Below are 24,600 nucleotides of genomic sequence, written 5' to 3' on the forward strand. Positions count from 1 at the left end.
AGCGCTTTAACAGCTAATCTAACCAAACAAAACGCTACTACAGCACAAGGTTGTGCAGATGGTAAAGCTTCAGTAACAGCCACGGGTGGTACATTGCCATACAGTTATTTATGGAATACAGGAGCTACTACAGCAAGCATCACCGGATTAACAGCTGGCGCTTATAGTGTAACGGTTACCGATGGTAATGGCTGTACGTTCAATGAGAGTGTTGTAGTGGATTGTGTGAACAATTGCGACGCCGCAGTAACAGTTGGTACAGTAACCAATGTATTGTGTGTAGGTGCTGCTACAGGATCCATTACAGTAAATGCAACTTCAGTATTACATCCGGGAACAGTCTTTACTTTCACTTGGAGTGATGGAACAATAACCACTGGTACCAGCAGTACTATAAACAATAAAGCGGCCGGTACGTATACCGTAGCCGTAACGATAAATGGCACCGTGTGTGATGCCGTAGAAGAAAGTATTACCATTACCGAACCAGCTAGTTTGTTAAGTGCCAGTGCAACTGCAACAGATGAGTTAGGTCCAACAACCAGCGATGGAACAGTAAGTGTAACAGCCAGTGGAGGAGTAAGTCCATATACGTATCTATGGAATACGGGAGCGACTACAGCTCAGGTAACCGGACTTGATATGGGTACTTACACCGTAACGGTAACTGATGCTAATGGTTGTACTGCTATAGCCAGTGCTACGGTCAATGCCGGTACTTGTTTAATGTTAGCTGCTACCAGTGGTAGTACAGCAGTCAATTGTTTTGGTACCAATACCGGAACAGTTCATGTAAGTGTAACAGGAGGTTCAGGTAACTTTGGTTACTTATGGAACACTGGAGCCACTACCTCTACAGTAAGTAATTTAACAGCGGGTACTTATAGTGTTACTGTAACCGATAATACAACTTTATGTACGACAACAAGCAATGTTACCGTTCAAAGTCCACTAGCCTTATCATTAGGTTATGGGGCTACAGCGGTATTGTGTAATGGACAAAATAATGGATCAATCGATATTACCGTAAGCGGTGGTACTATGCCATATGTTTATGCATGGACTACTGCAGATGGAAGCGGTTTGACACCAACTCAGGAAGATCAGGTTGCTTTAGGCGGTGGTACATATAACGTTGCTGTTACCGATGCGAATGGTTGTACAATTAATCAATCGATAGTAGTAAGCGAACCGGCAAGTTTGATCCTTACTGAAAATACAGCAGCTCATCAACAGGTATTATGTTCAGGCGTGGCCACAGGAAGCTTCACTGTTACAGCCTCAGGAGGTAATGCACCTTATCTATACAGCATAGATAATTTTGCAACAAGCAATACAACAGGAGTTTTCAGTTCATTAACAGCAGGTTCTTATACAGTAAAAGTAAAAGACGGTAATGACTGTCAAGGAGCAAATCTAACCATAGTAATCACAGAACCAGCTACTGCTTTAACAGCTAATCTAAGCAAACAAAATGCTACAACTGCGAACAGTTGCAGTAATGGTAGCGCTACAGTTACCGCCACAGGTGGTACAGCGCCATATACGTATCTATGGAGTAATGGTGGTACAACAGCAACTATTACAGGACTTCTCAACGGAACTTACAGTGTAACAGTTACCGATACTAACGGCTGTACGTTCACAGAAAGTGTAGTAGTAGATTGTGTGGATACTTGTGATGCAGTAGTACAGTTTGGAACTGTAACCAATGTATTGTGTGCAGGAACTGCTACAGGTTCAGCTACTGTAAGTGCCAGCTCGGCTTTACGTCCGGGAGCAGTCTTTACTTTCACTTGGAGTGATGGAACGATAACCACAGGTACCAGCAGTACGATAAGTAATAAAGCTGCAGGAACGTATACGGTAAGTGTAACTATAAACGGCACGGCGTGTGATGCTGTACAAGAAAGCATTACGATAACCGAACCAGTAACCATGTTGAGTGCAAACGCTACCGCTACCGACGAGAATGGCCCAACAACCAACGATGGAACAGTAAGTGTAACAGCTAATGGCGGAGTAGGTCCTTATACTTATCTATGGAATACCGGAGCTACAACAGCTCAGGTAACCGGACTCGATCAGGGTACTTATAATGTAACGGTAACCGATGCCAATGGTTGTACAGCCACGGCTAGTGCAACGGTAAATAACGGTACTTGTCTAATGTTGACCGCTACAGCGAGCAGTACAGCAGTGAGTTGTTTTGGTACCAGTACAGGAACAGTTAGTGTGAGTGTAAGCGGAGGTTCAGGTAATTTTACTTACTTATGGAATACTCCGGCAAGTAACACTACTGCCTCAGTGAGTGGTTTACCGGCTGGAAATTATCTGGTAACAGTAACCGACACGACTACTTTATGTACTACAACGAGTAGTGCAGAAGTTCAAAGCCCACTAGCGATATCATTAGGTTATGGCACTACAGCGGTATCGTGTAGTGGACAAAATAATGGATCTATTGATATTACTGTAAGTGGTGGTACAACGCCATATGCTTATGCATGGACTACTTCAGACGGAAGTGGCTTAGCACCAACTCAGGAAGATCAGGTTAATTTACGTGCAGGTACTTATAACGTTACGGTTATAGATGCAAACGGATGTATATTCAATCAATCGATAGTAGTAAGCGAACCAGCAAGTTTGATCCTTACCGAAAATACAGGAGCGCATCAACAAGTGTCTTGTACAGGAGGAGCTGCCGGAAGTTTCACTGTCACAGCAACAGGCGGAACTACACCATATTTGTACAGTATCGATAATTTTGCAACCAGCAATACAACAGGAATCTTTAGCGGATTAACTGCGGGATCTTATATTGTAAAAGTAAAAGATGCAAGTGGTTGTCAAGGTGGCAGTTTGTCTATTGTAATCCTTGAACCATCAAGTAGTCTGATAGTTAATTTAAGTAAACAAAATGCTACTACAGATCAAGGTTGTAATAATGGTACAGCTTTGGTTACAGCTACGGGTGGTACAGTTCCTTATAGTTACTTATGGAGTAATGGTGGTACAACACCAACTATTACAGGATTGACAGCAGGAATCTATAACGTGACCGTAACAGATAAAAACGGTTGTACTTTCACAGAAAGTGTTGTAGTAGATTGTGTGAACAATTGCGATGCGATCGTTCAGCTTGGAGCTGTTACTAATGTACTTTGTGTCGGAACGTCTACAGGTGCAGCAACAGTGAGCGCCAGTTCAGCTTCACGACCAGGCGCAGTATTTACTTTCACCTGGAGTGATGGAACAGTTACAACAGGTACAAGCAGTACATTAACTAATAAACCGGCAGGGACCTATACCGTTGCTGTGACCATAAACGGCACTGTATGTGATGCCGTTGAAGAAAGTATTACGATCACTGAACCGGCGAGTATGTTAAGTGCAACTGCAACAGCTACTGATGAGCGCGGCCCAACTACCAATGACGGAACGGCAACAGTAACCGTATTAGGAGGCAAAGCGCCTTATACCTATCTATGGAATATAGGTGCGACTACAGCTCAGGTAACAGGATTAGATGCGGGTACGTACAATGTAACCGTAACCGATGCTAACGGTTGTACAACTACAACAAGTGCTACAGTAAACAACGGTACCTGTCTGATGTTAGCAGCGATGACCAGCAGCACGGTAGTAAGTTGTTTCGGAAGCAGTACAGGAAGTGTGAGTGTAAGTGTAACAGGAGGTTCTGGTAGTTTCAGCTACTCATGGAATACCCCGGCAAATAACACTACAGCCACAGTAAACGGTGTACCAGCCGGAACTTATCAGGTAACAGTAACCGATACGACGACTTTATGTACGACGACCAGCAGTGTAACGGTTCAAAGTCCACTAGGTTTATCATTAGGTTACGGAGCTACGGCAGTATTATGCCATGGACAACATAACGGATCAATTGATATCACCGTTGGCGGAGGGAATACACCATATACTTATGCATGGACTACTGTTAACGGTAGTGGTTTGGTAGCAACTCAGGAAGATCAGTTCAACTTAAGTGCAGGTACCTATAATGTTAGCGTTACGGACAGTAAAGGATGTACAACAAGTGAATCTATTGTAATCAGCGAACCAACAGAAATTGTTCTGACAGAAGCCGCTACAGGACACACGAACGTGACTTGTACGACCACTTCAAATGGAAGTTTCAAAGTTACCGCAACAGGAGGTATCGGTGGTTATATTTATAGTATTGACAATTTTGCAACAAGTAATAGTACAGGTATCTTTAGCGGATTGACAGCAGGTGATTACACCGTACAAGTATCAGATAATGGAGGCTGTACCAATACAGTACCTCTTAAAATAACCATATCCGAATCTTGTATAAAAGCGGTTAAAACGGCTACAGTAGTGGACAATGGAAACGGCATAACCGGACTAGGAGATACTGTAAATTATACGATCACAGTGAAAAATACGGGCAATATAAATCTAAACAGCATTACTCTGGTTGACAGTTTAACTGATGGAAATGGAGCAACATTAACATTAGCTACAGGACCAACATTCCAAAGTGCTGATCAAGGATCGACTTTAGGTAATTTATTGGTAGGAGAAACAGCAACCTATCTGGCCAGTTACGTGATCACACAAAGTGATGTAGACAGCAACGCGATAAGCAATACGGTACTGGTAAGTGGTAAAGACCCTGTAGGAACTCCGGTTACCGATATTACCGATAACGGAAATGATACCGACGGTAACACGACCGATGATCCGACAAAAATAAACTTCACAGCAATTCCGGTAATCAAAGCAGTTAAAACAGCTACAGTAGTTGATAATGGTGACGGCATAACAGGAGCCGGAGATACCATAAATTATACGATTACAGTTAAAAATATTGGTGCTGTACTGGTTCAAAGTTTGATTTTGGATGATCAACTAACAGATGGAAATGGAAATGCTTTGACACTAACAACAGGACCAACATTCCAAAGTGCGAATCAAGGATCAGCTGAAGGAACTTTAAAAGTGGGCGAAACAGCAACTTATAGAGCAAATTATTTGATTACAGTTCAAAATATAGCCAATGGAAGTATAAATAATAGTGTAATTGCAAACGGTGTTGATACTAAAAACGTAAAAGTCAGCGATAAATCCGATAACGGAAATGACACCGACGGTAATACAGTAGATGACCCAACAGTTATTGTTTTAAGGGAACTTAAACCAACTATAAGTTTATTGAAAACAGGTACTTTTAATGATGAAAATAAAGATGGTTTTGCTTCAGTTGGAGAAACAATATCTTATGCTTTCGAAATTATAAATACCGGACAAGTCGATTTGTTTGATATTGATCTTAAAGATGATCTGCCGGGTATTGTTCTAAGTGGCAGTCATATTGATGAATTGTTGGTAGGACAAAGAAGTGTTGGAGTACTTACAGCAATTTATGCAATTACTGCGACTGACATTAGACAAGGATTTGTAATGAATCAGGCGATCACTATAGGAGCTGATGGCAAAGGTAATTTGGTCTCCGATTTTTCAGACGATCCAAACGATCCGACTAATAAAGATTTAAATAATGATGGAAATCCTGATGACCCTACAATAGTTAATCTGGTAAGAGTGAAATTAATCATTCCGGATATCATAACTCCAGGTGGAGACGGCCACAATGACAAATGGATAATTCCGGGTCTTGAACTGTATCCTAATAATACGGTAGAAATTTATAACCGATGGGGTATAAAAGTATTTGGAGCAGATGGATACGGATCCAGAGGAGCATTGTTTGAAGGTTATTCAGATGGACGTGTGACAATCGACAGAAATAAAAAACTACCTACCGGTACCTATTATTATGTACTGCATTATGTAGATGAGTTTGGAGAATCGCACGATATGGCAGGACCATTATATGTTATGCCTGACTAAAAGCCTGATTTATTTAATATAAAAATCTAACTAAATGAAAATTACCAAATCATATATAGGGATAATGATGTTGTTGAGTTTATTCACAACAGTAGGCAGTAGAGCACAGCAAGACTCTCAGTATACGCAATATATGTACAATACAATGACCATAAATTCGGCTTATACCGGAACCAGAGACATGTTAAGTATATTAGCGTTGTACCGCAATCAATGGGTAGGATTGGACGGCGCACCTGAGACTTTGAATTTTTCAATTCATAGCCCTGTTGGGGATAGAGTAGGTCTTGGATTTTCGATAGTCAGTGACAAAATCTTTATATCAGACGAAACAAATGCGAATGGAGCTTTTAGCTATCAAATTCCTGTCGCCGATGGAAAGACACTTTCGTTGGGAGTCAATGCCGGTTTTAATTTATTGAGTGTTGATTTTTCAAGGGCCAATACAGGAGCATTAGACCCTACAGATCCGAATATTCAATACAATATAGAAAATAGATTTTCACCACAAATTGGAGTAGGAGCTTTTTATTACACCGATAAATTTTATGCCGGATTAAGTTCTCCCAATTTATTAGAGACCAAACACTACAATTCCAATATAAACAGTACAGCCAATGAACGTACCCATATGTATTTCATAACAGGTTATGTTTTTGATTTGAATTATTTTCTGAAATTAAAACCCGCATTATTGGTAAAAGCCGTTAGCGGTGCTCCATTATCCGTTGATGTTTCTGCGAATTTTTTATTCAATGAAAAACTAACATTAGGAGTAGCCTATCGCTGGGATGCGGCGGTGAGTGCCCTGGCCGGATTTCAAATCTCAGATAAATTTATGGTCGGTTATGCCTATGATTGGGAAACTACAGAACTGAGTCGTTACAATAGCGGATCTCATGAAATTTTCATTCGATTTGAACTTTTCAATCTGAGAAAAAAAATACTATCACCACGTTTCTTTTAATTTAACTTAAAGCAAATCAAATATGAAAAAATATTTATATCTTATTTCGAGCCTGTTTTTAGTGACATTTTTTGGATACGGTCAGAATCAAATCTCAGAAAAAGGGAATAAAGAATACGATCAATACTCCTTTATCAACGCTCGCGAGTATTATTTAAGAGTAGCAAACAAAGGAAATGCCTCGCCCGAATTATTACAAAAACTGGGAGATTCCTATTATTACATATCAGATTATGAAAGTGCGTCAAAATGGTATGGACTCTATTTAAAGTCAGAAAATAATGCCCCTCCTGAGTATTTGTATCGTTACGCTTTATCTTTAAAATCAATAAAAGCTTATACGGAATCAGACGTAATGATGGATAAATTCTATAAAATCAAAGGAAGCGATTTTAGAGCCGCAGAGTTTAATGCTAAAAGAGATTATCTGAAAGAAATTGGTTTGCAGTCCGGAAGGTTTACGATGGAAAAGGTTGATTTCAATGATAAATACTCCGATTTTGCCCCTTCATTTTACGGAGATACCCTTGTTTTTGCCTCCAATAGAGTGTATCGTACCTTTGAGAAAAACGTTCATACCTGGAACGATCAACCTTTTTCAGATTTATATCGGGTAGATAAAGACAAAAAGGAAAAAGTACATTTTTTCTCTAAAGAAATTAATTCTAAATACCATGAATCAACAGCTGCTTTTACTAAAGACGGCAATACGATTTATTTTACCAGAAACAACTATCTGAATAAAGTTTATGCCGAAGATGACAATGGTTTAAACCGATTGAAATTATACCGTGGACATAAAAAGAATAAAAAATGGGTTATTGAAGAATTACCCTTTAACTCCAATCAATATTCGGTAGCACACCCTTCTCTGAGTACCGATGATAAAACACTTTATTTTGCATCTGATATGCCAGGTGGTTACGGACAATCTGATTTGTACAAAGTGGCGATCACAGGAGACACTTTTGGAAAGATAATAAATCTGGGAAAAGAAATTAATTCAGAAGGAAGGGATACCTTTCCGTTTATTGCTCCGGATAATAAATTATTCTTTGCCTCAGACGGTCATGAGGGACTTGGAGGGTTAGATGTTTTTGTTTCTCAAATGAACGCAGACGGTAGCTTTGATCGCATCTTTAATCTCGGAGAACCGATAAACGGTCAACTGGACGATTTTACTTTTATTATCAACAAAGCAGGAGAGGGTTACGTGGCTTCCAATCGGGAGAACTCTCAGAATGATGAGATTTATAGTTTAAAACAAATTAAACCACTTATTCTTAAATGTACCCAATATCTAAAAGGAGTAGTATTAGACAGTAAAACTCAAATGGTAATTGCAGGAGCGCATGTAAAATTACTAACGGAAAACGGAGAAATAATAGCAGAAACCACTAGTGGATTAGACGGCAGTTACACTTTTCCAGACCCGTTAGACTGTAATAAAATTTATTTAGTACGTTCAGAAAAAATATATTACACCCCCATAGAATTGGTATTGACTACAGGTACAGTTCCTGAAGGGATCATAAATCAAAATATATTGATGCAAAAAGGTGATTTTGTGACCGGTACTGACTTAGGGCAAGTACTAAAATTAGACCCGATTTATTTTAACTTAGACAAATGGAATATTCGAAAAGATGCAGAAATAGAACTGCAAAAAGTAATCGATGCCCTGCAGAAATTTCCTGATTTAAAAATTGATGTCCGTTCGCATACCGATAGCCGTGCACCTTATAAATACAATTTAAGTTTGTCTAACAAACGCAATAAAGCAACCATACAATATATTATCAAAAAAGGAAGCATTGACCCAAGCAGATTATCAGGTCGCGGTTATGGTGAAAGTGAACCTGTTAACGATTGCAAAGACGGAGTTAAATGCTCAGAAAAAGAACACCAGCTGAATCGAAGAAGTGAGTTTATTATTTTGCAGAAGTAGGTAGCTTTACGTTTCAGGTTTCAAGTTTCAAGTTTCGTATGCGAAAGCAAACCGCGACTGTTATTAAAACTTGAAACTTGAAACATGAAACTTGAAACTTGAAACATGAAACATGAAACTTGAAACATGAAACCTGAAACATGAAACTTGAAACTCGAGACTGAGAACTACTTCTTCCTTCCTAACCAGATAATTAAACCCGAAATAGGCAGTGTCAGGGCGAAAAGGGTCACCAGAAAAGCAATTATTTTAGTTGGATACCCATAAATACTTCCCGTATGAATCGGGTATATAAGACGTCTTACCCGGTCTCCATTGCTAAAAGATTCATAAGGTCTGGTTTCGATATTTTTACTGGTGTATTTATCAAAATAGACCGCACTGGATTGATTTGGAATACTGATATCCGCATATTCTTTTAGTACCAATATACTGTTTATGGTATCTGACGGCATTCTGATTTGAATATTTCCTTTGTATGGAAAAATACTGTCGGTCTTTCTGTATAGATTTTGATAAAAGCTCGTCTGATCTAATTTCGGGTCTATCTTTGTCGGGTTTTCTACTTTTGGAGAAGCCTTTTTTATAGCACCGTCCGCCAGAAAATACATCCCACTTTCGAACCATTTAAAAGACCATGTCAGACCCGTCAAAGAAATGATTAATAAGACCAGAAAACTATAAAAACCAAAGGTAGAGTGAAAGTCCCAGTTGACTCTTTTAAACGAGGCACTCCATTTAACTGTTAATCGTTGTTTTAGATTTTTCATTTTTTTAGGCCACCAAAGTATAAGACCTGAAATCAGCATGAAAACGAAAATCAGACAAGAAATACCCGTGATCATTTCTCCAACATCATCAAGTAGTAATTGTCGGTGCAGCGATAAAACAATGGAGTAAAACCGGTTTTTTTGTAACACTGTTCCAAGCACTTTTCCTGTATAAGGATCCATAGAGAATATTTGTGCTTCTTTGTCTTTGTTTTTCCCAACAATTACAATGGTACGCATAGGATCATTATAGGTACTAATGCGGCTTATTTTTTTTACTGAATAATCTTTTTCTAAAACCAAAGTACAATAATCCAATGTTTTTTTCGTGGAACCAATAGTGTTGACGGTATAAAATTCGGGATTTAGAAACTGATCAATTTCCTTTTCAAAAACGAGTAAACTTCCTGTAAGAGCAACAATAAATACGATAAGCCCTGATCCAAGACCCAACCAAAGGTGTAACCAACCGATACTTTTTTTAATTTTTTTATTCATGTGTTTTCAATGGTGAAGATGTAATGCAGCGATGTAATCTTTCAATCACAAGTGGTAACATCTTAATTTTATTCGTATTGTTTTGCGCGCAAATTTAGTATTTATTTAGATTAGTTATAGGCAGTGTAAAGTAGAAAGAATATCTTTTAAATCACTCTTTATGATCCTGTAAGTTAAAAATGACTTTCTTATTTTAAGACAGAAGTATTATTTTGTACTCAGTTTCTTTCTTTTAGTGGCATAACTGCAAATAATTTAATACAGTAGTATGGAATTATTTTCTTATTTTTGTTTAGACCAATTCTAGATAAAGACAACTAATGAAAAATTTTCTTATTGCTGATTCCGAAAACCTACATATAATCGGACTGAAATATACACTAAAGAAATTTGTTAAAAAGGCAAGTTTAACGTTGGTAAATTCTAAAGATCAGTTACTTAATCATTTGGAGCGGAATAAAGTAGAGTGTCTGATAATAGATCCCAATAATATTTTTTTATTCTATGAAGATGATTTTAGACAGCTGCGTGCCAACTTTCCGGATTGTAAGATTATAATTTTATCCTACTTTAAGAATAAACAAAACGTAAATACTTTTCTACAAGAAAGAATTGACGGATTTATTTCCAAAGATTGTCAGGAACAAACCATTTTTGATGCACTTTATAAGATTGAAAACGGAGAGCGTTACCTATGTCCAAAAACATTGAATTCGCTTATTGATGTACTTGTTGTACCCCCTTCAGATGTAAACGAGAAACTTACTTTTAGAGAGCATGAAATCTTACAACAGATTGCTAAAGGCAGTGATGGAAAAAGTATAGCATCGCTCTTTTTTATAAGCATACACACCTTTAGAACACATCGGAAAAATATTATGAAAAAAACAGGGAGACATACCACCCCAGAGTTGATTTTATATGCTATTGATAATAAAATGATATAATTTTCATTCAAATTTAACAACTTTTATTAGTTATTTCCTACTACAAGTATGGTAGGCCAAGTACCCCTTCTGGGGAGTTTTATTTACTCTCGGTGTAGTATTGACTTTGTTTTTTATGGGCTATACTTTTGCTAAAAACTATTCTTTAGAATGAATCTAAATAAAATAAACCAATGGAAGCAAGAGAGCAAATAAGAACAATTCAGTTAAAAAATGTATTAGAAAAAAGCTACAATAAACATATTTTTTCTAATAATGAAAAATCCATTTCTCTTTATAAAAAGAGTATGAAAAAGGCAATTAAATTAATTGCTAAACATTTGGAGAGCAGAGACACGCCTTTTACGGGTACAAGTATTGCTACAATTAAAGAGAAGATTGATGCAATTGCACTTGAAGATAATTACCAAGGGAAAAGTTTAGAATATGTTTTAGACGAACTTAAAGATATTTATCTTAATGATTGTATTCATTTTCATGATCCAAAATATATTGCACACTTAAATTGCCCGATTCTGACACCTACACTGGTTGCAGAAGCATTTATATCTTCTTTAAATTCGTCAATGGACACTTGGGATCAAAGTACCGGTGGTACATTTATCGAATTGAAACTGGTAGAATGGACCATTGAAAAATTAGGTTATCCTGAGCGAGCTGATGGAATTTTCACAAGTGGAGGGTCACAGTCAAATTTGATGGGATTGCTTTTAGCGAGAGATCATTATGTAAAAAAGCATTACAATATGGATCCTAAAATGGATGGACTTCCTGCTGATGCTTCAAAGTTTAAAGTACTGTGCTCTGAGGTAAGTCATTTTAGCTTAAAAAAGAATTTGAGTTTATTGGGATTAGGTCAGAATGCTGTGGTTCCTGTAGCGGTTGACACTGATTTTAGAATGAATATCCAGGCACTTAAAAAAGTAATTCAACAACAGAAGGACCTTGGAAATATTCCAATAGCAATTGTTGGTACTGCGGGAACTACAGATTTTGGCTCAATTGATCCTTTAACTGAAATTGCTGCAATTTCTAAAGAAAACAAATTATGGTTTCACGTTGACGCTGCTTATGGCGGAGGACTATTGATTAGTGAAAAACATAAAAAGAAACTGGAGGGAATCGGACTTTCAGATTCTGTTACGATAGATTACCACAAGACTTTTTATCAGCCGGTAAGTTCAAGTGGTTTTTTCATGAGAGACAAATCATATGTGGATTACATAAAATACCATGCAGATTACCTGAACTCTAAAGAACAGGAAGACGAAGGGATTCCAAACATGGTTAAAAAATCAATACAGACGACCCGCAGATTTGATGCGCTGAAACTTTGGTTTACCTTAAGAATAATTGGAACGGAAGGATTGAGTACCTACATGGAAAAAGCGATCGACAATGCCCTTTTTACCGCAAACTTATTGAGAAACAGAGAGGATTTTGAAATAATTCACCAACCCGAAATAAGCACCGTTGTATTTCGTTACACCCCTTGGAAAAATGAGGAAGGATCGTTCTGTGGCCTAAACAGCTACATCCGTAAAGCTATTTTCAATGAAGGAAAAGCCATTATAACAAGTACAAAAGTTTACAACGAAGTATTCTTAAAATTCACCTTATTAAACCCGCTTACAACTCCTGCCGATATTGAAGAAATTATTGGTTTAATCGTTTCTCACGGTCAGGAATATACATTGATAAATTAATACCCCTTATGGAAAATAAAATATACGACTTTATAGCTGTTGGTGTTGGACCTTTTAATCTGAGTCTGGCTTGTCTTACTGCTCCAATTGAGAATCTTGATGGTTTGTTTTTTGACAAGAATGAATCTTTTAACTGGCATCCGGGAATGCTTTTGCAGGACACAACGTTACAGATTCCTTTTTTGGCCGATTTGGTAACGCTTGCTGATCCAACAAGTCAGTTTAGTTTCTTAAATTATATAAAAGAGCAAGGAAAAATGTACTCGTTCTATATTCGAGAAAACTTTTTACTCTTAAGAAACGAATACAATCAGTACTGTCAATGGGCGATTAAAAAACTTCCGAATGTATTTTTTAATACAGAAGTTTCAATGATCGAATATGATGAGAATCTGGGGGTATATATTGTAAAAACCGTTTGTACTAAAACCGCTGCAGTTACTTTTTATAAAACAAAAAAACTTGTTTTCGGAACAGGGACCGCACCACATATTCCTAAATCTTGCGAAGCTCTTAAGAGCAAAGCAATTCATTCATCGGCCTATATTCAGAGTAAAGAAGCGTTGCAGAAGCAAAAGTCGATTACCGTTTTAGGAAGCGGACAAAGTGCTGCCGAAGTATTTAATGATTTATTGCAGGAAATTGATGTTTATGGATATCAATTGAACTGGATTACACGTTCGTCTCGTTTTTTCCCGATGGATTACAGTAAACTTACTTTAGAAATGACTTCCCCTGAATATGTGGATTATTTCTATAGTCTTCCGGCAGAAAAAAGAGATTATCTGCTGAAAGATCAAAAGCTGCTTTACAAAGGAATCAACAAAGATTTAATCGAAACGATTTTTGATACGATTTACGCGAAAAAAGTGATTGCTGAAATTGATGTCAATTTAAGAACTAATGCGGCCTGTATTAAAGCAGATTACGACGATGATAAAGAATCTTTTGAACTCGAATTACATCAGGTCGAACAGGATAGAAAATACCGTCATACTACAAATGCATTAGTGCTGGCAACAGGATACGGGTATAAAATGCCTCGTTTTATTGAAGGTATTACATCAAGAATCCAATGGGATGATAAAGGACGTTTTGATGCCAACAGAAATTACAGCATTGACAAAAACGGAGGAGAAATCTTTGTTCAGAATGCAGAATTGCACACACACGGGTTTGTGACGCCGGATTTAGGAATGGTTTGTTACCGCAACTCGTATATCATTAAAGAAATGACGGGTGTTGAACACTATGCCGTAGAAACCAAAATTGCTTTTCAGGAATTTGGAGTTCCTGCTTCCGAGACCATCAAATCGAATGCCTTCGAAGAAATTTTATAATTAATTCAAGTTGCTAGTCAATTATTCTTTTGTAATCTCTTACTATTTGAATAGACTCCAGCTTTAACTTAATGTGATTAAGTGAAGATATTTTTCACGCAGATTTTGCGGATTAAGCGGATTTTTTTTATTTCAATCCGCTAAAATCTGCGTGAGACTTTTTTTGACAATCCTACTAACTTGTTCGATTTTAGAGATAAGAGCACTAGCAACTTGAATTAATTACAAATTACGATAGCACCTTATAAAAAAATAATAGCTAAATTCAGCAACAGATGATTAATAGTAAAATAACTTATACCGAAAATAAAACCATAACCGATATCGTTTTTGTCAAAACAATTCCCGGTACAGGTGTATTCGAACTCCGCCCATTGGATTTAGAGACCGATATGCCATTATTGCATGATTGGGTAAACCGCGATTATGCAGTTTATTGGGGAATGAATGGATTTTCTTTAGAACAAGTATACGATTCCTATCGCGAGATTCTTCAAAAAACCGCTGTCTATATGGGCGTTTTTAATGGCGTTACTTCCTTTTTATTAGAATGTTACAATCCGGAGGAGGATAGCATTGGAGAATATTATGATGTAAAAGAAGGAGACAAAGGAATGCACATTTTGGTAGCGCCTTTTGAGAAACCAATTAACAGTTTTACATGGTCGGTTTTTACGGTAATTCTTGATTTTATTTTTTGCGACGCCAATAACCAACGTGTTGTTGTAGAACCGGATGCACGCAATCATAAAATTCATTTATTAAACAGAAAAGCAGGATTTGTATTCGAAACCCTACTTGAACTGCCACATAAAAAAGCACATCTTGAATTTTGTACCCGTGAAGATTATTATAAGGCTTTGCAGACTGTTTAGGTCTTAGTTTTCAGTCTCAGTCTCAGTTTTCAGTTTTCAATCTACATTTTACATTTTTGATGTACTTATTGTCTATCTGAGTGGGGTCTAAAAGTTTTACGAGGGCTTCGACTTCGCTCAGCCTGACAGTTTTGGTTTTCGGTTTTTAGTTTGCAGTCGCAGTTTACAGTCGCAGTTTATAATTGGGACTGTAAACTGCGACTGTTTTGTTTTATGGTTTAACTGTGAAACGATCAACGCAAAAACCTGTATGGTAACAAAAATCTTGCAGAGGCGCCAAGTTTTTTTGGAAACACTTTTTAAATACTTAAAGTTCATGAGGGGAAGTAAAAATCTCGCAGAGTCGCAAAATCGCAAAGTATTAATGAAAAAACAGAAAAAAAACTTAGCGGCTTGGCGTCTTTGCGAGATCGTCAAAGCGAGAAGTTGGAAAATTAGGTACTTAAAAAGCTGTGGCGAAAAAGTATAAGATCTGCTACTACTAACAAAAGAAATCTAAAAATTATTCCACAACTTTTGAACTTGATTCGAAATTACATAACTACAAGATATTTGTTCCTCCACAACAATATGTCTTGATCCCTTATATGGTTTAAATACATTTTCACTTAATCTTTTACTTTTGCACCCGATCGTGTAAACTGTGAAATGTAAGTTGAGGCGGAAAACTGCGACTGCGACTGCCACTGAAAACTATAATTACCATAAACCTTGCGGTTAAAAAAACAACCACAAAGTTTGCAACGATAACATTAAATTGACAATAGCATAAAAACTTGTTAAGAATTTCTTAAAATCAAAAAGTTAACCAATAGTAAAATATTTACAACATTTGCACTGTAAAAATTTACTAATAGTAACTATTTGATTAACCAAATGAAAAACTTAAAAACGTTAATGATTGTATTAATGATGTTCTCAACATCATTAATTGTTGCTCAGACAATCCCTTTTAAAGGAAAAGTGATTGATGAACTTGGTCTGCCATTACCCAGCGCCTCTGTTCTGATTAAAGGAACCACTACTGTTGTAAACACAGATTTGGATGGTAATTTTGAAGTGAAACTACAAAAAAGTAGTGAAATCCTGGAAATCTCTTTTTTGGGATATGTACCGGTTAATTTTAATACTGCGGGTAAAACTTCGGCAGTAATTACTTTAAATCCTGACTCTCAAAAATTAGACGAAGTGGTCATAACTGCTTTAGGAATCAAAAAGGAAAAGAAAAGATTAAGCTATTCTGTTCAGGAGGTAGAAGGAGATTTAACTAAAGGAAGGGATGCGAATGTAATGAAATCGCTTTCCGGAAAAGTTTCGGGTTTGGTTGTGGCTTCTTCTTCTGAATTTTTTACCAGCCCTAAAATGTATTTGAGAGGTAAAAGTCCGTTGGTTGTAGTCGATGGTGTACCGTTAGGAACAGACACTTGGAATATTAGTCCGGACGATATTGAAAGCATCAATGTCTTGAAAGGATCAAATGCAGCAGCACTTTATGGTTCTGTAGGTGGAAATGGTGCTATTCAGATTACGACTAAAAGAGGAGCAAGCAATAAAAAAGGATTTGTGGTCGAATTCAATCACAACTCAATGATTCAGGGCGGTTACAATGCGGTTCCTAAAACGCAAAATGCTTATGGACCGGGTTCTTATGGAAATTATGCTTTTGTTGACGGTAAAGGAGGAGGAATCAATGATGCTGATTACGATCAATGGGGACCAAAATTCGACGGACAGTTAATTACACAATACGATAGTCCGCGTGATGCAAATGGAAAACTAATTGCAACTCCTTGGACGGCAAGAGGCGCTAATAACTTTGATAATTTTATGGAAGATGGTTTATTGTCCACCAGCAATTTATCATTGTCTTCTAATTTTGATAAAGGAAATATTCGTTTTTCATTATCAAAAACCTATCAGGAGGGAATCAATCCTAATACGAAATTGAATATTTACAATTTCAATCTAAGCGGAAGATACAATTTGAGCGACAAAACCTGGGTGGATGCCAGTTCAAACTTTAATTTTCAAACCTCTCCCAACAATCCAAATGTACAATACGGGCCCAATAGCTATATCTACAATATGCTGATCTGGGGTGGAGCTGATTATGATGTCAGAGATTTAAGAGACTACTGGCAAAAAGGAAAAGAAGGCATTCAACAAAAAAACTTCGAATATACCCGCTACAACAACCCTTACTTTATGGCTTACGAATGGCTGAGAGGGTACTACAAGAATGACTATTCAGGTCAAATAAGTATAAATCACAAATTCAACGACAGTTTCTCTGCTTTGATCAGAACCAATATGGTGGTGAGTAATTTGTTTCAAAATGAAAAATTTCCTTATTCCATGTCTACTTATGGAAGAGAAAAAGCAGAGGGAGATTACAAAGAACAGTACGATTACAGGTTTAAAAGCTACTCTGATTTTATGTTGAATTACAATAAAACGATTAAAGATTTTGAGGTAAAAGCAACCGTTGGAGCTAATATTAATATTGATAAATACAGGAATTCTGTTGCTTCCACCAACTATTTAAAAATACCGGGATTGTACACTTTAAGCAACACCCAAACCCCAATGCAGCCAACAAGTTACAACAGTCATTTTGAAACCAACAGTTGGTACGGCTCAATGGATTTGTCTTATAAATCATTTTTATTCCTTGGAGCTACCGGAAGATTTGATACCGACTCGAGACTACCGGAACAAAACAATACGTTTTTCTACCCATCAGTTGGTTTAAGTGCCGTTATAAGTGAAATTATAGACATTCCTTTAGTCGATTTACTGAAAATCAGAACTTCGTATGCCAAAGTTGGAGGCTCATTGGACATCTACAGCAATCTGGATACGTATCGATTAAGAGATCCTTTTACTATCGGAGGAACAACTTATAATGCTGCTTATGTGGGTGAAATTCTGAACAATGCAAAACTGGAGCCTGCTTTCAACTCTTCAAAAGAAATAGGAATAGAAACCAGAATGTTTAAAAACAGATTTGGTTTTGATGTTACCTATTATCAAAATACAAATGGTCCTCAAATTTTTGACTTAAAATATTCTGAAACTACAGGTTATCAGGGAAGCAAACAAAATGGTATTACAACACAGACAAAAGGTATTGAGGTAGCACTGTTTGTGAAAGCTGTGAAGACGACCAATTTCAATTGGGATTTCAATGTGAACTGGTCTACTTATAAGGAATACTTAAAAGAGGTTTATGCCGGCATTCAAAATAATGGCTTAATTAAAATCGGAGATCGTGTTGATGCTTTTTATATCAATGATTTTATGAGAACCAATGACGGAAAATTAATTGTAGGTAAAGACGGAAAACCGCTTGTTAATTCATATCAGACCAAAGTAGGATACAAAGCACCGGATTGGTCTATGGGAATCACGAATAATTTAAGGTATAAAAATGTGGCTTTGAATTTTACATTTGATGGTCGCTATGGCGGAAAAATCGAGAACTACGTGAATCAGAAAATGTGGCAGAGTGGAAGACATGTTGATAGTAATACACCCGAAAGAGCCAATGATGTAAAAGGAATAAAATCTTATGTTACCGATGCTGTAGTGATTACAAGCGGACAATTGATCACAGATGGTCAGGGGAATGTGATTACAGATACCAGAACTTTTGTGCCAAACACTACTAAAATGTTTTATCAGGATTATGCAAAATCGTATCACGGTAATTATGCAGCCAATATTATAGACAAGACGTTTTTTAAACTAAGAGAAGTGAGTCTGACTTACAGTTTGCCAAATTCTTTCCTGAAGAAATCATTTATGAGTGCAGCTTCTATTTCATTGATTGGTCGTGACTTGTTTTATTTCTCAAAAAATAAAAATATCGACTTAGATCAGTTTTTAGACGAGAGTGCTTCTCCGCTGCAAACACCAACAGTAAAAAGTTACGGTATCAACTTAGACCTTAAATTTTAATCACAAACAAAAATGAAAACAATACAACACTATAAAAGCGTACTACTTCTTGCAATGGTTTTTATGCTGGGAGGTTGCACCAATTTTGAAGATCTGGCAGATGATCCCAATCGTGCGACAAGTGTGCCACCTTCGATGTTATTGACCGAAGTTTTAAGAGTCATGAATAATGTAGATGACGAAGGCCCGTGGTCAGGTGCTCAGAGAGACAACCAGTTTTGGGCCATTTCTTTTGATTATTATGGAAATCAGGATTACAACTGGGGTTCAGCATCCTTACGTTACACCACACTGTCTAATGTTCAGGCTATGGAAAAAGAAGCCGGAAAATTAGATTCAAGAAACAAATATGGAGCATTGGCTAAATTTTTCAATGCCTACTTTTTAGATTATATGTCTAAAAGAATGGGGGATATCCCAATGTCTGAAGCTTTACAAGCCAAAAACAACAACCCGATTACAAAACCAAAGTACGATACCCAAAAAGAAGTGTACACTGAGGTTTTAAGACTTTTGGATGCTGCAAACGATCAAATTACAGTAGCAAAAGCGGAAATTGGAACGACAGCCGTGCAAGGAGATTTTTTGTTCAAAGGAGATTTAGACAAATGGCAAAGAACGATCAATACTTTTCGCTTGAGAGTACTAATTAGTTTGAGTAAAAAAACAGGAGAATTAGATGTTGCCAGTCAATTCAATAAAATAATAAGCAATCCATCAAAATATCCGTTGATGGAAGGAATCAAAGACAATATGACCCGTTATTTTTCAGATGAGACGGGGAACAATTATAAGATAAATCCCGGTAACTATGGTTTCAACAGAAACAGAAACATAATGGGAGGAACGTATTTGAATATTCTAAAACAAAATAACGACCCAAGAATTTATAAAGTTGCCGATCCTGCCTCTTTTTATTTTAAAGCCAATGACCCTCTGAATTTGAATGCTTACATCGCCGCCAATACAGGTGATGAGCAGGGGTCTATGCAAGTAGCTTCGGATCAGGGGAAATTATCGTACCCAAATGAAAAGAGATATTACAGCAATTATATTGGGGAAGCCTACATTTTAATCGGTTATGCCGAACAACAATTTGCAATTGCGGAAGCGATCAACAGAGGATGGATTAATGGTGATGCGGCAGCATATTACAATCAGGGGATTAAAGCTTCTATGGAATTTTATGGAGTTTCCGCTGCCGATGTCACTGCTTTTTTAAACCAGAGCACGGTAGTGTACCAAGGCAATAATGCAACAGGTTTGGAACAGATTTTAACGCAAAAATATGTAGCCTTTTTTCAAAACTCAGAGAGAGAATCCTATTTCAATTACAGAAGAACCGGTATCCCGAAATTTGATGTAGGACCGGCAAATAAAAATGGCGGTAAGATTCCGACACGTTGGAAATACCCGCAAAGCGAATTCGAAACCAATTCTGAAAATGTAACGGCAGCTTTAAAGAGTCAATACGGAGGAACAGATGATATTAATGCTGTAATGTGGCTTATTAAATAGAAATTCTGATAAAAAGTTGTTTAACACATAGAAACATAGAGACATAGAATTGAAATCGTAAAAGGGAAGATATTTAAAGAAAATCATGATTTTTTCACATAGTCTTATGTAATTTATGTAGAGTGAAACGTCTTTTTCCAGCGGTTTAAAACTATGTCCCTATGTGTTTTAAAAAAAAAGCAATAAAAAGTTATTTAACACATAGAAACATAGATACATAGAATTGAAATCGTAAAAGGGAAGATATTTAAAGAAAATCATGATTTTTTCACATAGTCTTATGTGATTTATGTAGAGTGAAACGTCTTTTTCCAGCGGTTTAAAACTATGTCCCTATGTGTTTTAAAAAAAAAGCAATAAAAAGTTATTTAACACATAGAAACATAGAGTCATAGAATTGAAATTGTAAACAGGAAGGTATTTCAAGAAAATCATGATTTTTTCACATAGTCTTATGTGATTTATGTAGAGTGAAACGTCTTTTTTAAGCGGTTTAAAACTATGTCTCTATGTGTTTAAAAAAAAAAATAACCGCCAACGAGTCAAGGTCTATAAAAACAAAATCAATAATAATGAAAAAATCAATAATAATTTCGAGTGTCGCTTTTCTAAGTTTTTTTAGCGGAAACGCGCAACAAAAAGAAGCCGTAAAAAATCCAAAAGTAGTAGTAATCACTTTAGACGGTTTTCGCTGGCAGGAATTGTTTACCGGCGCAGACCAGAAATTGGTAGCCGAGAAGAAGTATGTAGAAGACACAACCCACTTAAAAGAAAAATTCTGGAGAGCTACACCCGAAGAACGAAGAAGCGCATTAATGCCTTTTTTCTGGAACGAAGTAACCAAAATGGGACAATTGCACGGTAACAGAAATCAGGGAAGTGATGTAAATTTAACCAATACCATGTGGTTTTCGTACCCAGGTTACAACGAAATATTAAGCGGAGTTGCCGATGATGTGCGCATTAAAAGCAATGATAAATTCAACAATCCCAATACAACGGTTTTAGAGAAAATAAACAAACTGCCGAAATACAAAGGCAAAGTAGCCGCTTTTGGAAGCTGGGATGTGTTTCCGTTTATTGTGAATGAAGAACGTTCGGGCATTCCCGTAAATGCAGGTTTTGAGGAGGCTAAAGGGAAAAATCTTTCTGAAAGAGAAACTTTCTTAAACGAATTACAGTCCAAAGTACCTTCTCCTTGGGATTCTGTTCGATTTGATGCTTTTACTTCCAACTACGCCTTAGAATATATGAAAAAAGAGCATCCGGAATTGATCTACATTTCTTACGGAGAAACAGATGATTTTGCACACGATGGGAATTATCAAGCCTACTTAAATTCAGCTCATGCCACAGATGGATTGATCAAACAACTTTGGAATTATACTCAGAGTGATCCTTTTTATAAAAACAATACAATTTTTATCCTTTCAACAGATCACGGTCGTGGTTCTGAACCATTGGATACCTGGAGAAGTCACGGTTCAAAAATAAAGGGTGCCGATCAGGTTTGGCTGGTTGTTTTTGGTAATGGCGTTCAGGTTTTGGGTGAAGTAAGATCAAAAGAACAATTGTACAGCAACCAAATCGCACCTACTGTTTTGCAACTTTTAGACAGCAAAGCAAAAGATGTCGATATGAAAGGGAGCGCTTTACCGATCCTTAAAAAATAGTAGGAATGAGTAAGAAAAAATCAGATATTTCTTTTGTACTTACGGCTTCACTGGCTGCTTTCGGAGCGTACTTTTGCATGTACGCTTTTAGAAAACCCTTCAGTGTAGCCACTTTCGAAGGACTGGAAGTATTTCATATTGATTACAAAATCCTGTTGATTATTGCTCAGGTTTTAGGTTATGTGCTTTCAAAATTTATTGGTATAAAGGTTATTTCGGAACTAAAGGCGAAAAACAGAGTGTTTTATCTTTTAGGTTTAATAGGAATTGCAGAAGCAGCTTTAGTATTATTTGCGCTAGTTCCCAAACCGTATAATATTTTGTGCATGTTTATCAACGGTATTCCATTAGGGATGATTTGGGGCATTGTTTTTTCTTATTTAGAAGGAAGAAAATTTACCGAAATATTGGGAGTAGCGTTAAGCACAAGCTTTATCGTTTCGAGTGGAGTAGTTAAGTCAACCGGTTTTTTTGTAATGGAGTCCTGGGGGTTTTCACCCTTTTGGATGCCGGCCATAACCGGTTTAATTTTTATACCGCCCTTGTTGTTTTTTGCCTGGTTGTTAGAGAGAATTCCAAAACCAACTGCAGAAGACATAACGTTGCGATCAAAACGCATTCCGATGAGCAGTAAGGATCGCAAAAAAGTAGTCCTGAAGTTTTTGTTCCCGATCACGCTTTGGATTTTGTTTTATACGTATCTAACGGCTTTTAGAGATTTTAGGGACAATTTCGCAAGAGAATTGTGGGATAGTATTGGATATAAAGGTGATACATCGGTTTATGCCAGTTCAGAAGTAATTGTGGCGGTTATTGTATTATTGGTTTTGGGCGCTGCTTTTTATTTTAAAGACAATATGAAAGCCTTGTTTTTCTACCATATATTATTGATAATTGGCTCGTTGTCTATTGGGTTTTCGACGCTTTTGTTTCACTTTGGAACTATAGGCCCTTATTATTGGATGGTGGTCTCCGGCTTCGGATTGTACATTTGTTACGTACCTTTTAACAGCCTTTTTTTCGATAGATTTATTGCTGCTTTCAAAATAAAAGGAAATGCAGGATTTTTAATTTATCTGGCCGATGCTTTTGGCTATTTGGGGAGTGTTTCGGTATTGTTGTATAAAAATTTCGGACAATCAACTTTGTCCTGGTTGAATTTCTTTATAGACGGAGCTTATATAGTGGCCGCTATGGGAGTGTTAGTTAGCATTGGTTCAATGGTGTACCTCACTAAAAAAAACAACAAGAAGAAAAAAGAGAATGTAAAATACAACCCGTTAGGCGTGATTCAAAAGACGACTAACGAGTTCGAAAATAATTTATTTTTAAATGAAAACAAGATATGATTTAATAGTTGTGGGAGGAGGGGTTTTAGGAACTTTTCATGCTTATCACGCTTTAAAAAAAGGATTAAAAGTGGCGGTTATCGAAAAAGATAAAATGCCTAAAAGTGCTACTATTCAGAATTTTGGACAAGTAGTACCGTCAGGAATGGATTCAAAATGGCAAGCTTATGGACGAGAAAGTCTATTGATTTACAAAGAAATTCAAAGTCAATTTGATATTTCGATCAGACAAAACGGCTCAGTTTATCTGGCTTCCAACGAAGAAGAAGTACAACTTATAGAAGAGCTTGCCGAAATAAATAAAGGGAATGACTATCAGTCCAATTTGTTGACTAAAGAGGAATGTCTGAGCAAATATCAGGGTTTGCGCTCCGATTATGTAAAAGCAGGTTTATTTTTTCCTGATGAAGTAACGGTAGAACCAAGAACTATGATTTACCGACTTCAGGAATATATGCAGCAATTTTTGGGTTTAGAATTAATTACCAATACAGCAATTGTAAACTGCGAAAACACCGATGCCGGTGTAACAGTAGAAAGTGCCGCAAACGAAACTTTTTTGGCTAAAAAGGTGATTATTTGTAATGGCAGTGAGTTTAAAACGTTATATCCGGATTTGTTTTTCAAAAGTGATATTGAAGTTTCAAAATTGCAAATGTTGCAAACCAAACCACAAGCCAATTACAAGTTGGACGGCTCCATTTTAACGGGATTATCGATTAGAAGATACGAAGCTTTTTATGAATGTCCTTCGTTTAAGGCCATTAAAGCCAAAGAAGATGCAGATTCTTTAGAAAAAAAATGGGGTGTTCATATTCTCTTCAAACAGGCAATGGATGGCTCTGTGATTTTGGGAGATTCACACCAATACGCTACCGCAGCAAACAGTGATGATCTGGGGTTTAATTTGGACATGGATATTGATAATTTTATGATACAGGAAGCAAAAAAGATTATCGATTTGCCGACTTACGAAATTCAAAACAGATGGTTCGGAACCTATTCGCAATGCAAAACCAAAGATGTTTTTGAGCACACTGTCGGTGACAATATTCATATCATTACCGGAATTGGAGGAAAAGGAATGACGGGGAGCGCCGGATTTTCAAAAGAGAATATTACTAAAATTTTTAATGTATAAT

Annotated in this window: 13 protein-coding genes; 12 read left to right on the plus strand and 1 reads right to left on the minus strand. The window is 36.8% G+C overall.

Annotated features, from left to right (window positions below; translation table 11 throughout):
- The 3 genes from AB674_RS22585 to AB674_RS13380 all read left to right on the plus strand — a co-directional run.
- A partial coding sequence (locus AB674_RS22585; protein ID WP_205625358.1) for a gliding motility-associated C-terminal domain-containing protein occupies positions 1 to 5,907 on the plus strand: 5,907 nt, incomplete at its 5' end.
- A gap of 34 nt (positions 5,908 to 5,941) precedes the next feature.
- Complete coding sequence (locus AB674_RS13375) at positions 5,942 to 6,874, plus strand: type IX secretion system membrane protein PorP/SprF (protein ID WP_047777376.1); 933 nt, start codon at positions 5,942 to 5,944, stop codon at positions 6,872 to 6,874.
- Positions 6,875 to 6,896: 22 nt separating this feature from the next.
- Positions 6,897 to 8,822: an OmpA family protein gene (locus AB674_RS13380; RefSeq protein WP_047777378.1), complete on the plus strand. Its 1,926-nt coding sequence runs from the start codon at positions 6,897 to 6,899 to the stop codon at positions 8,820 to 8,822.
- Positions 8,823 to 8,989: 167 nt separating this feature from the next.
- Here AB674_RS13380 and AB674_RS13385 read toward each other — a convergent pair whose 3' ends face one another.
- Complete coding sequence (locus tag AB674_RS13385; protein WP_047777379.1) at positions 8,990 to 10,090, minus strand: PepSY-associated TM helix domain-containing protein; 1,101 nt, start codon at positions 10,088 to 10,090, stop codon at positions 8,990 to 8,992.
- Positions 10,091 to 10,410: 320 nt separating this feature from the next.
- Between AB674_RS13385 and AB674_RS13390 the strand changes: the two genes are divergently transcribed.
- From AB674_RS13390 to AB674_RS13435, 9 genes are all read left to right on the plus strand, one after another.
- Complete coding sequence (locus AB674_RS13390; protein WP_047777381.1) at positions 10,411 to 11,037, plus strand: response regulator transcription factor; 627 nt, start codon at positions 10,411 to 10,413, stop codon at positions 11,035 to 11,037.
- Between the two features lie 287 nt (positions 11,038 to 11,324).
- Positions 11,325 to 12,743 (plus strand): pyridoxal phosphate-dependent decarboxylase family protein, encoded by a 1,419-nt coding sequence (locus AB674_RS13395; protein ID WP_240478092.1) that lies wholly within the window; start codon positions 11,325 to 11,327, stop codon positions 12,741 to 12,743.
- An 8-nt stretch (positions 12,744 to 12,751) separates the two neighbouring features.
- On the plus strand, positions 12,752 to 14,083 hold the full coding sequence (locus AB674_RS13400) for a lysine N(6)-hydroxylase/L-ornithine N(5)-oxygenase family protein (RefSeq protein WP_205625359.1): 1,332 nt from the start codon (positions 12,752 to 12,754) through the stop codon (positions 14,081 to 14,083).
- Positions 14,084 to 14,358: 275 nt separating this feature from the next.
- Positions 14,359 to 14,958 carry a GNAT family N-acetyltransferase gene (locus AB674_RS13405; protein WP_047777385.1) on the plus strand — a complete coding sequence of 200 codons (600 nt, stop codon included), beginning with the start codon at positions 14,359 to 14,361 and terminating at the stop codon, positions 14,956 to 14,958.
- Positions 14,959 to 15,834: 876 nt separating this feature from the next.
- The gene (locus AB674_RS13415) at positions 15,835 to 18,918 is read left to right on the plus strand and encodes a SusC/RagA family TonB-linked outer membrane protein (protein WP_053004264.1); all 3,084 of its coding nucleotides are present in this window, start codon (positions 15,835 to 15,837) and stop codon (positions 18,916 to 18,918) included.
- Between the two features lie 12 nt (positions 18,919 to 18,930).
- The gene (locus tag AB674_RS13420; RefSeq protein WP_047777387.1) at positions 18,931 to 20,436 is read left to right on the plus strand and encodes a SusD/RagB family nutrient-binding outer membrane lipoprotein; all 1,506 of its coding nucleotides are present in this window, start codon (positions 18,931 to 18,933) and stop codon (positions 20,434 to 20,436) included.
- Between the two features lie 572 nt (positions 20,437 to 21,008).
- A complete protein-coding gene (locus AB674_RS13425) occupies positions 21,009 to 22,109 on the plus strand; it encodes a sulfatase-like hydrolase/transferase (RefSeq protein WP_047777574.1) in 1,101 nt (366 codons plus the stop codon).
- Between the two features lie 5 nt (positions 22,110 to 22,114).
- Positions 22,115 to 23,458, plus strand: coding sequence for a DUF5690 family protein (locus AB674_RS13430; protein WP_053004265.1), 1,344 nt, complete (start codon positions 22,115 to 22,117; stop codon positions 23,456 to 23,458).
- Positions 23,442 to 24,599 carry a TIGR03364 family FAD-dependent oxidoreductase gene (locus tag AB674_RS13435; RefSeq protein WP_047777388.1) on the plus strand — a complete coding sequence of 386 codons (1,158 nt, stop codon included), beginning with the start codon at positions 23,442 to 23,444 and terminating at the stop codon, positions 24,597 to 24,599. The genes AB674_RS13430 and AB674_RS13435 overlap by 17 nt, the downstream gene beginning before the upstream one ends.
- The last annotated feature ends 1 nt before the right edge of the window (position 24,600 follow it).

The sequence above is a fragment of the Flavobacterium sp. ABG genome, from assembly GCF_001027725.1.
GTDB lineage: Bacteria > Bacteroidota > Bacteroidia > Flavobacteriales > Flavobacteriaceae > Flavobacterium > Flavobacterium cupriresistens.

Bases quoted from the DNA above. Each gene is read 5' to 3' on its own strand.
- AB674_RS13415 (WP_053004264.1), top strand. From the start codon at position 15,835: ATGAAAAACTTAAAAACGTTAATGATTGTATTAATGATGTTCTCAACA.
- AB674_RS13420 (WP_047777387.1), top strand. From the start codon at position 18,931: ATGAAAACAATACAACACTATAAAAGCGTACTACTTCTTGCAATGGTT.
- AB674_RS13430 (WP_053004265.1), top strand. From the start codon at position 22,115: ATGAGTAAGAAAAAATCAGATATTTCTTTTGTACTTACGGCTTCACTG.
- AB674_RS13435 (WP_047777388.1), top strand. From the start codon at position 23,442: ATGAAAACAAGATATGATTTAATAGTTGTGGGAGGAGGGGTTTTAGGA.
- AB674_RS13385 (WP_047777379.1), bottom strand. From the start codon at position 10,090: ATGAATAAAAAAATTAAAAAAAGTATCGGTTGGTTACACCTTTGGTTG.
- AB674_RS13395 (WP_240478092.1), top strand. From the start codon at position 11,325: ATGAAAAAGGCAATTAAATTAATTGCTAAACATTTGGAGAGCAGAGAC.
- AB674_RS13405 (WP_047777385.1), top strand. From the start codon at position 14,359: ATGATTAATAGTAAAATAACTTATACCGAAAATAAAACCATAACCGAT.
- AB674_RS13425 (WP_047777574.1), top strand. From the start codon at position 21,009: ATGAAAAAATCAATAATAATTTCGAGTGTCGCTTTTCTAAGTTTTTTT.
- AB674_RS13375 (WP_047777376.1), top strand. From the start codon at position 5,942: ATGAAAATTACCAAATCATATATAGGGATAATGATGTTGTTGAGTTTA.
- AB674_RS13400 (WP_205625359.1), top strand. From the start codon at position 12,752: ATGGAAAATAAAATATACGACTTTATAGCTGTTGGTGTTGGACCTTTT.
- AB674_RS13390 (WP_047777381.1), top strand. From the start codon at position 10,411: ATGAAAAATTTTCTTATTGCTGATTCCGAAAACCTACATATAATCGGA.
- AB674_RS13380 (WP_047777378.1), top strand. From the start codon at position 6,897: ATGAAAAAATATTTATATCTTATTTCGAGCCTGTTTTTAGTGACATTT.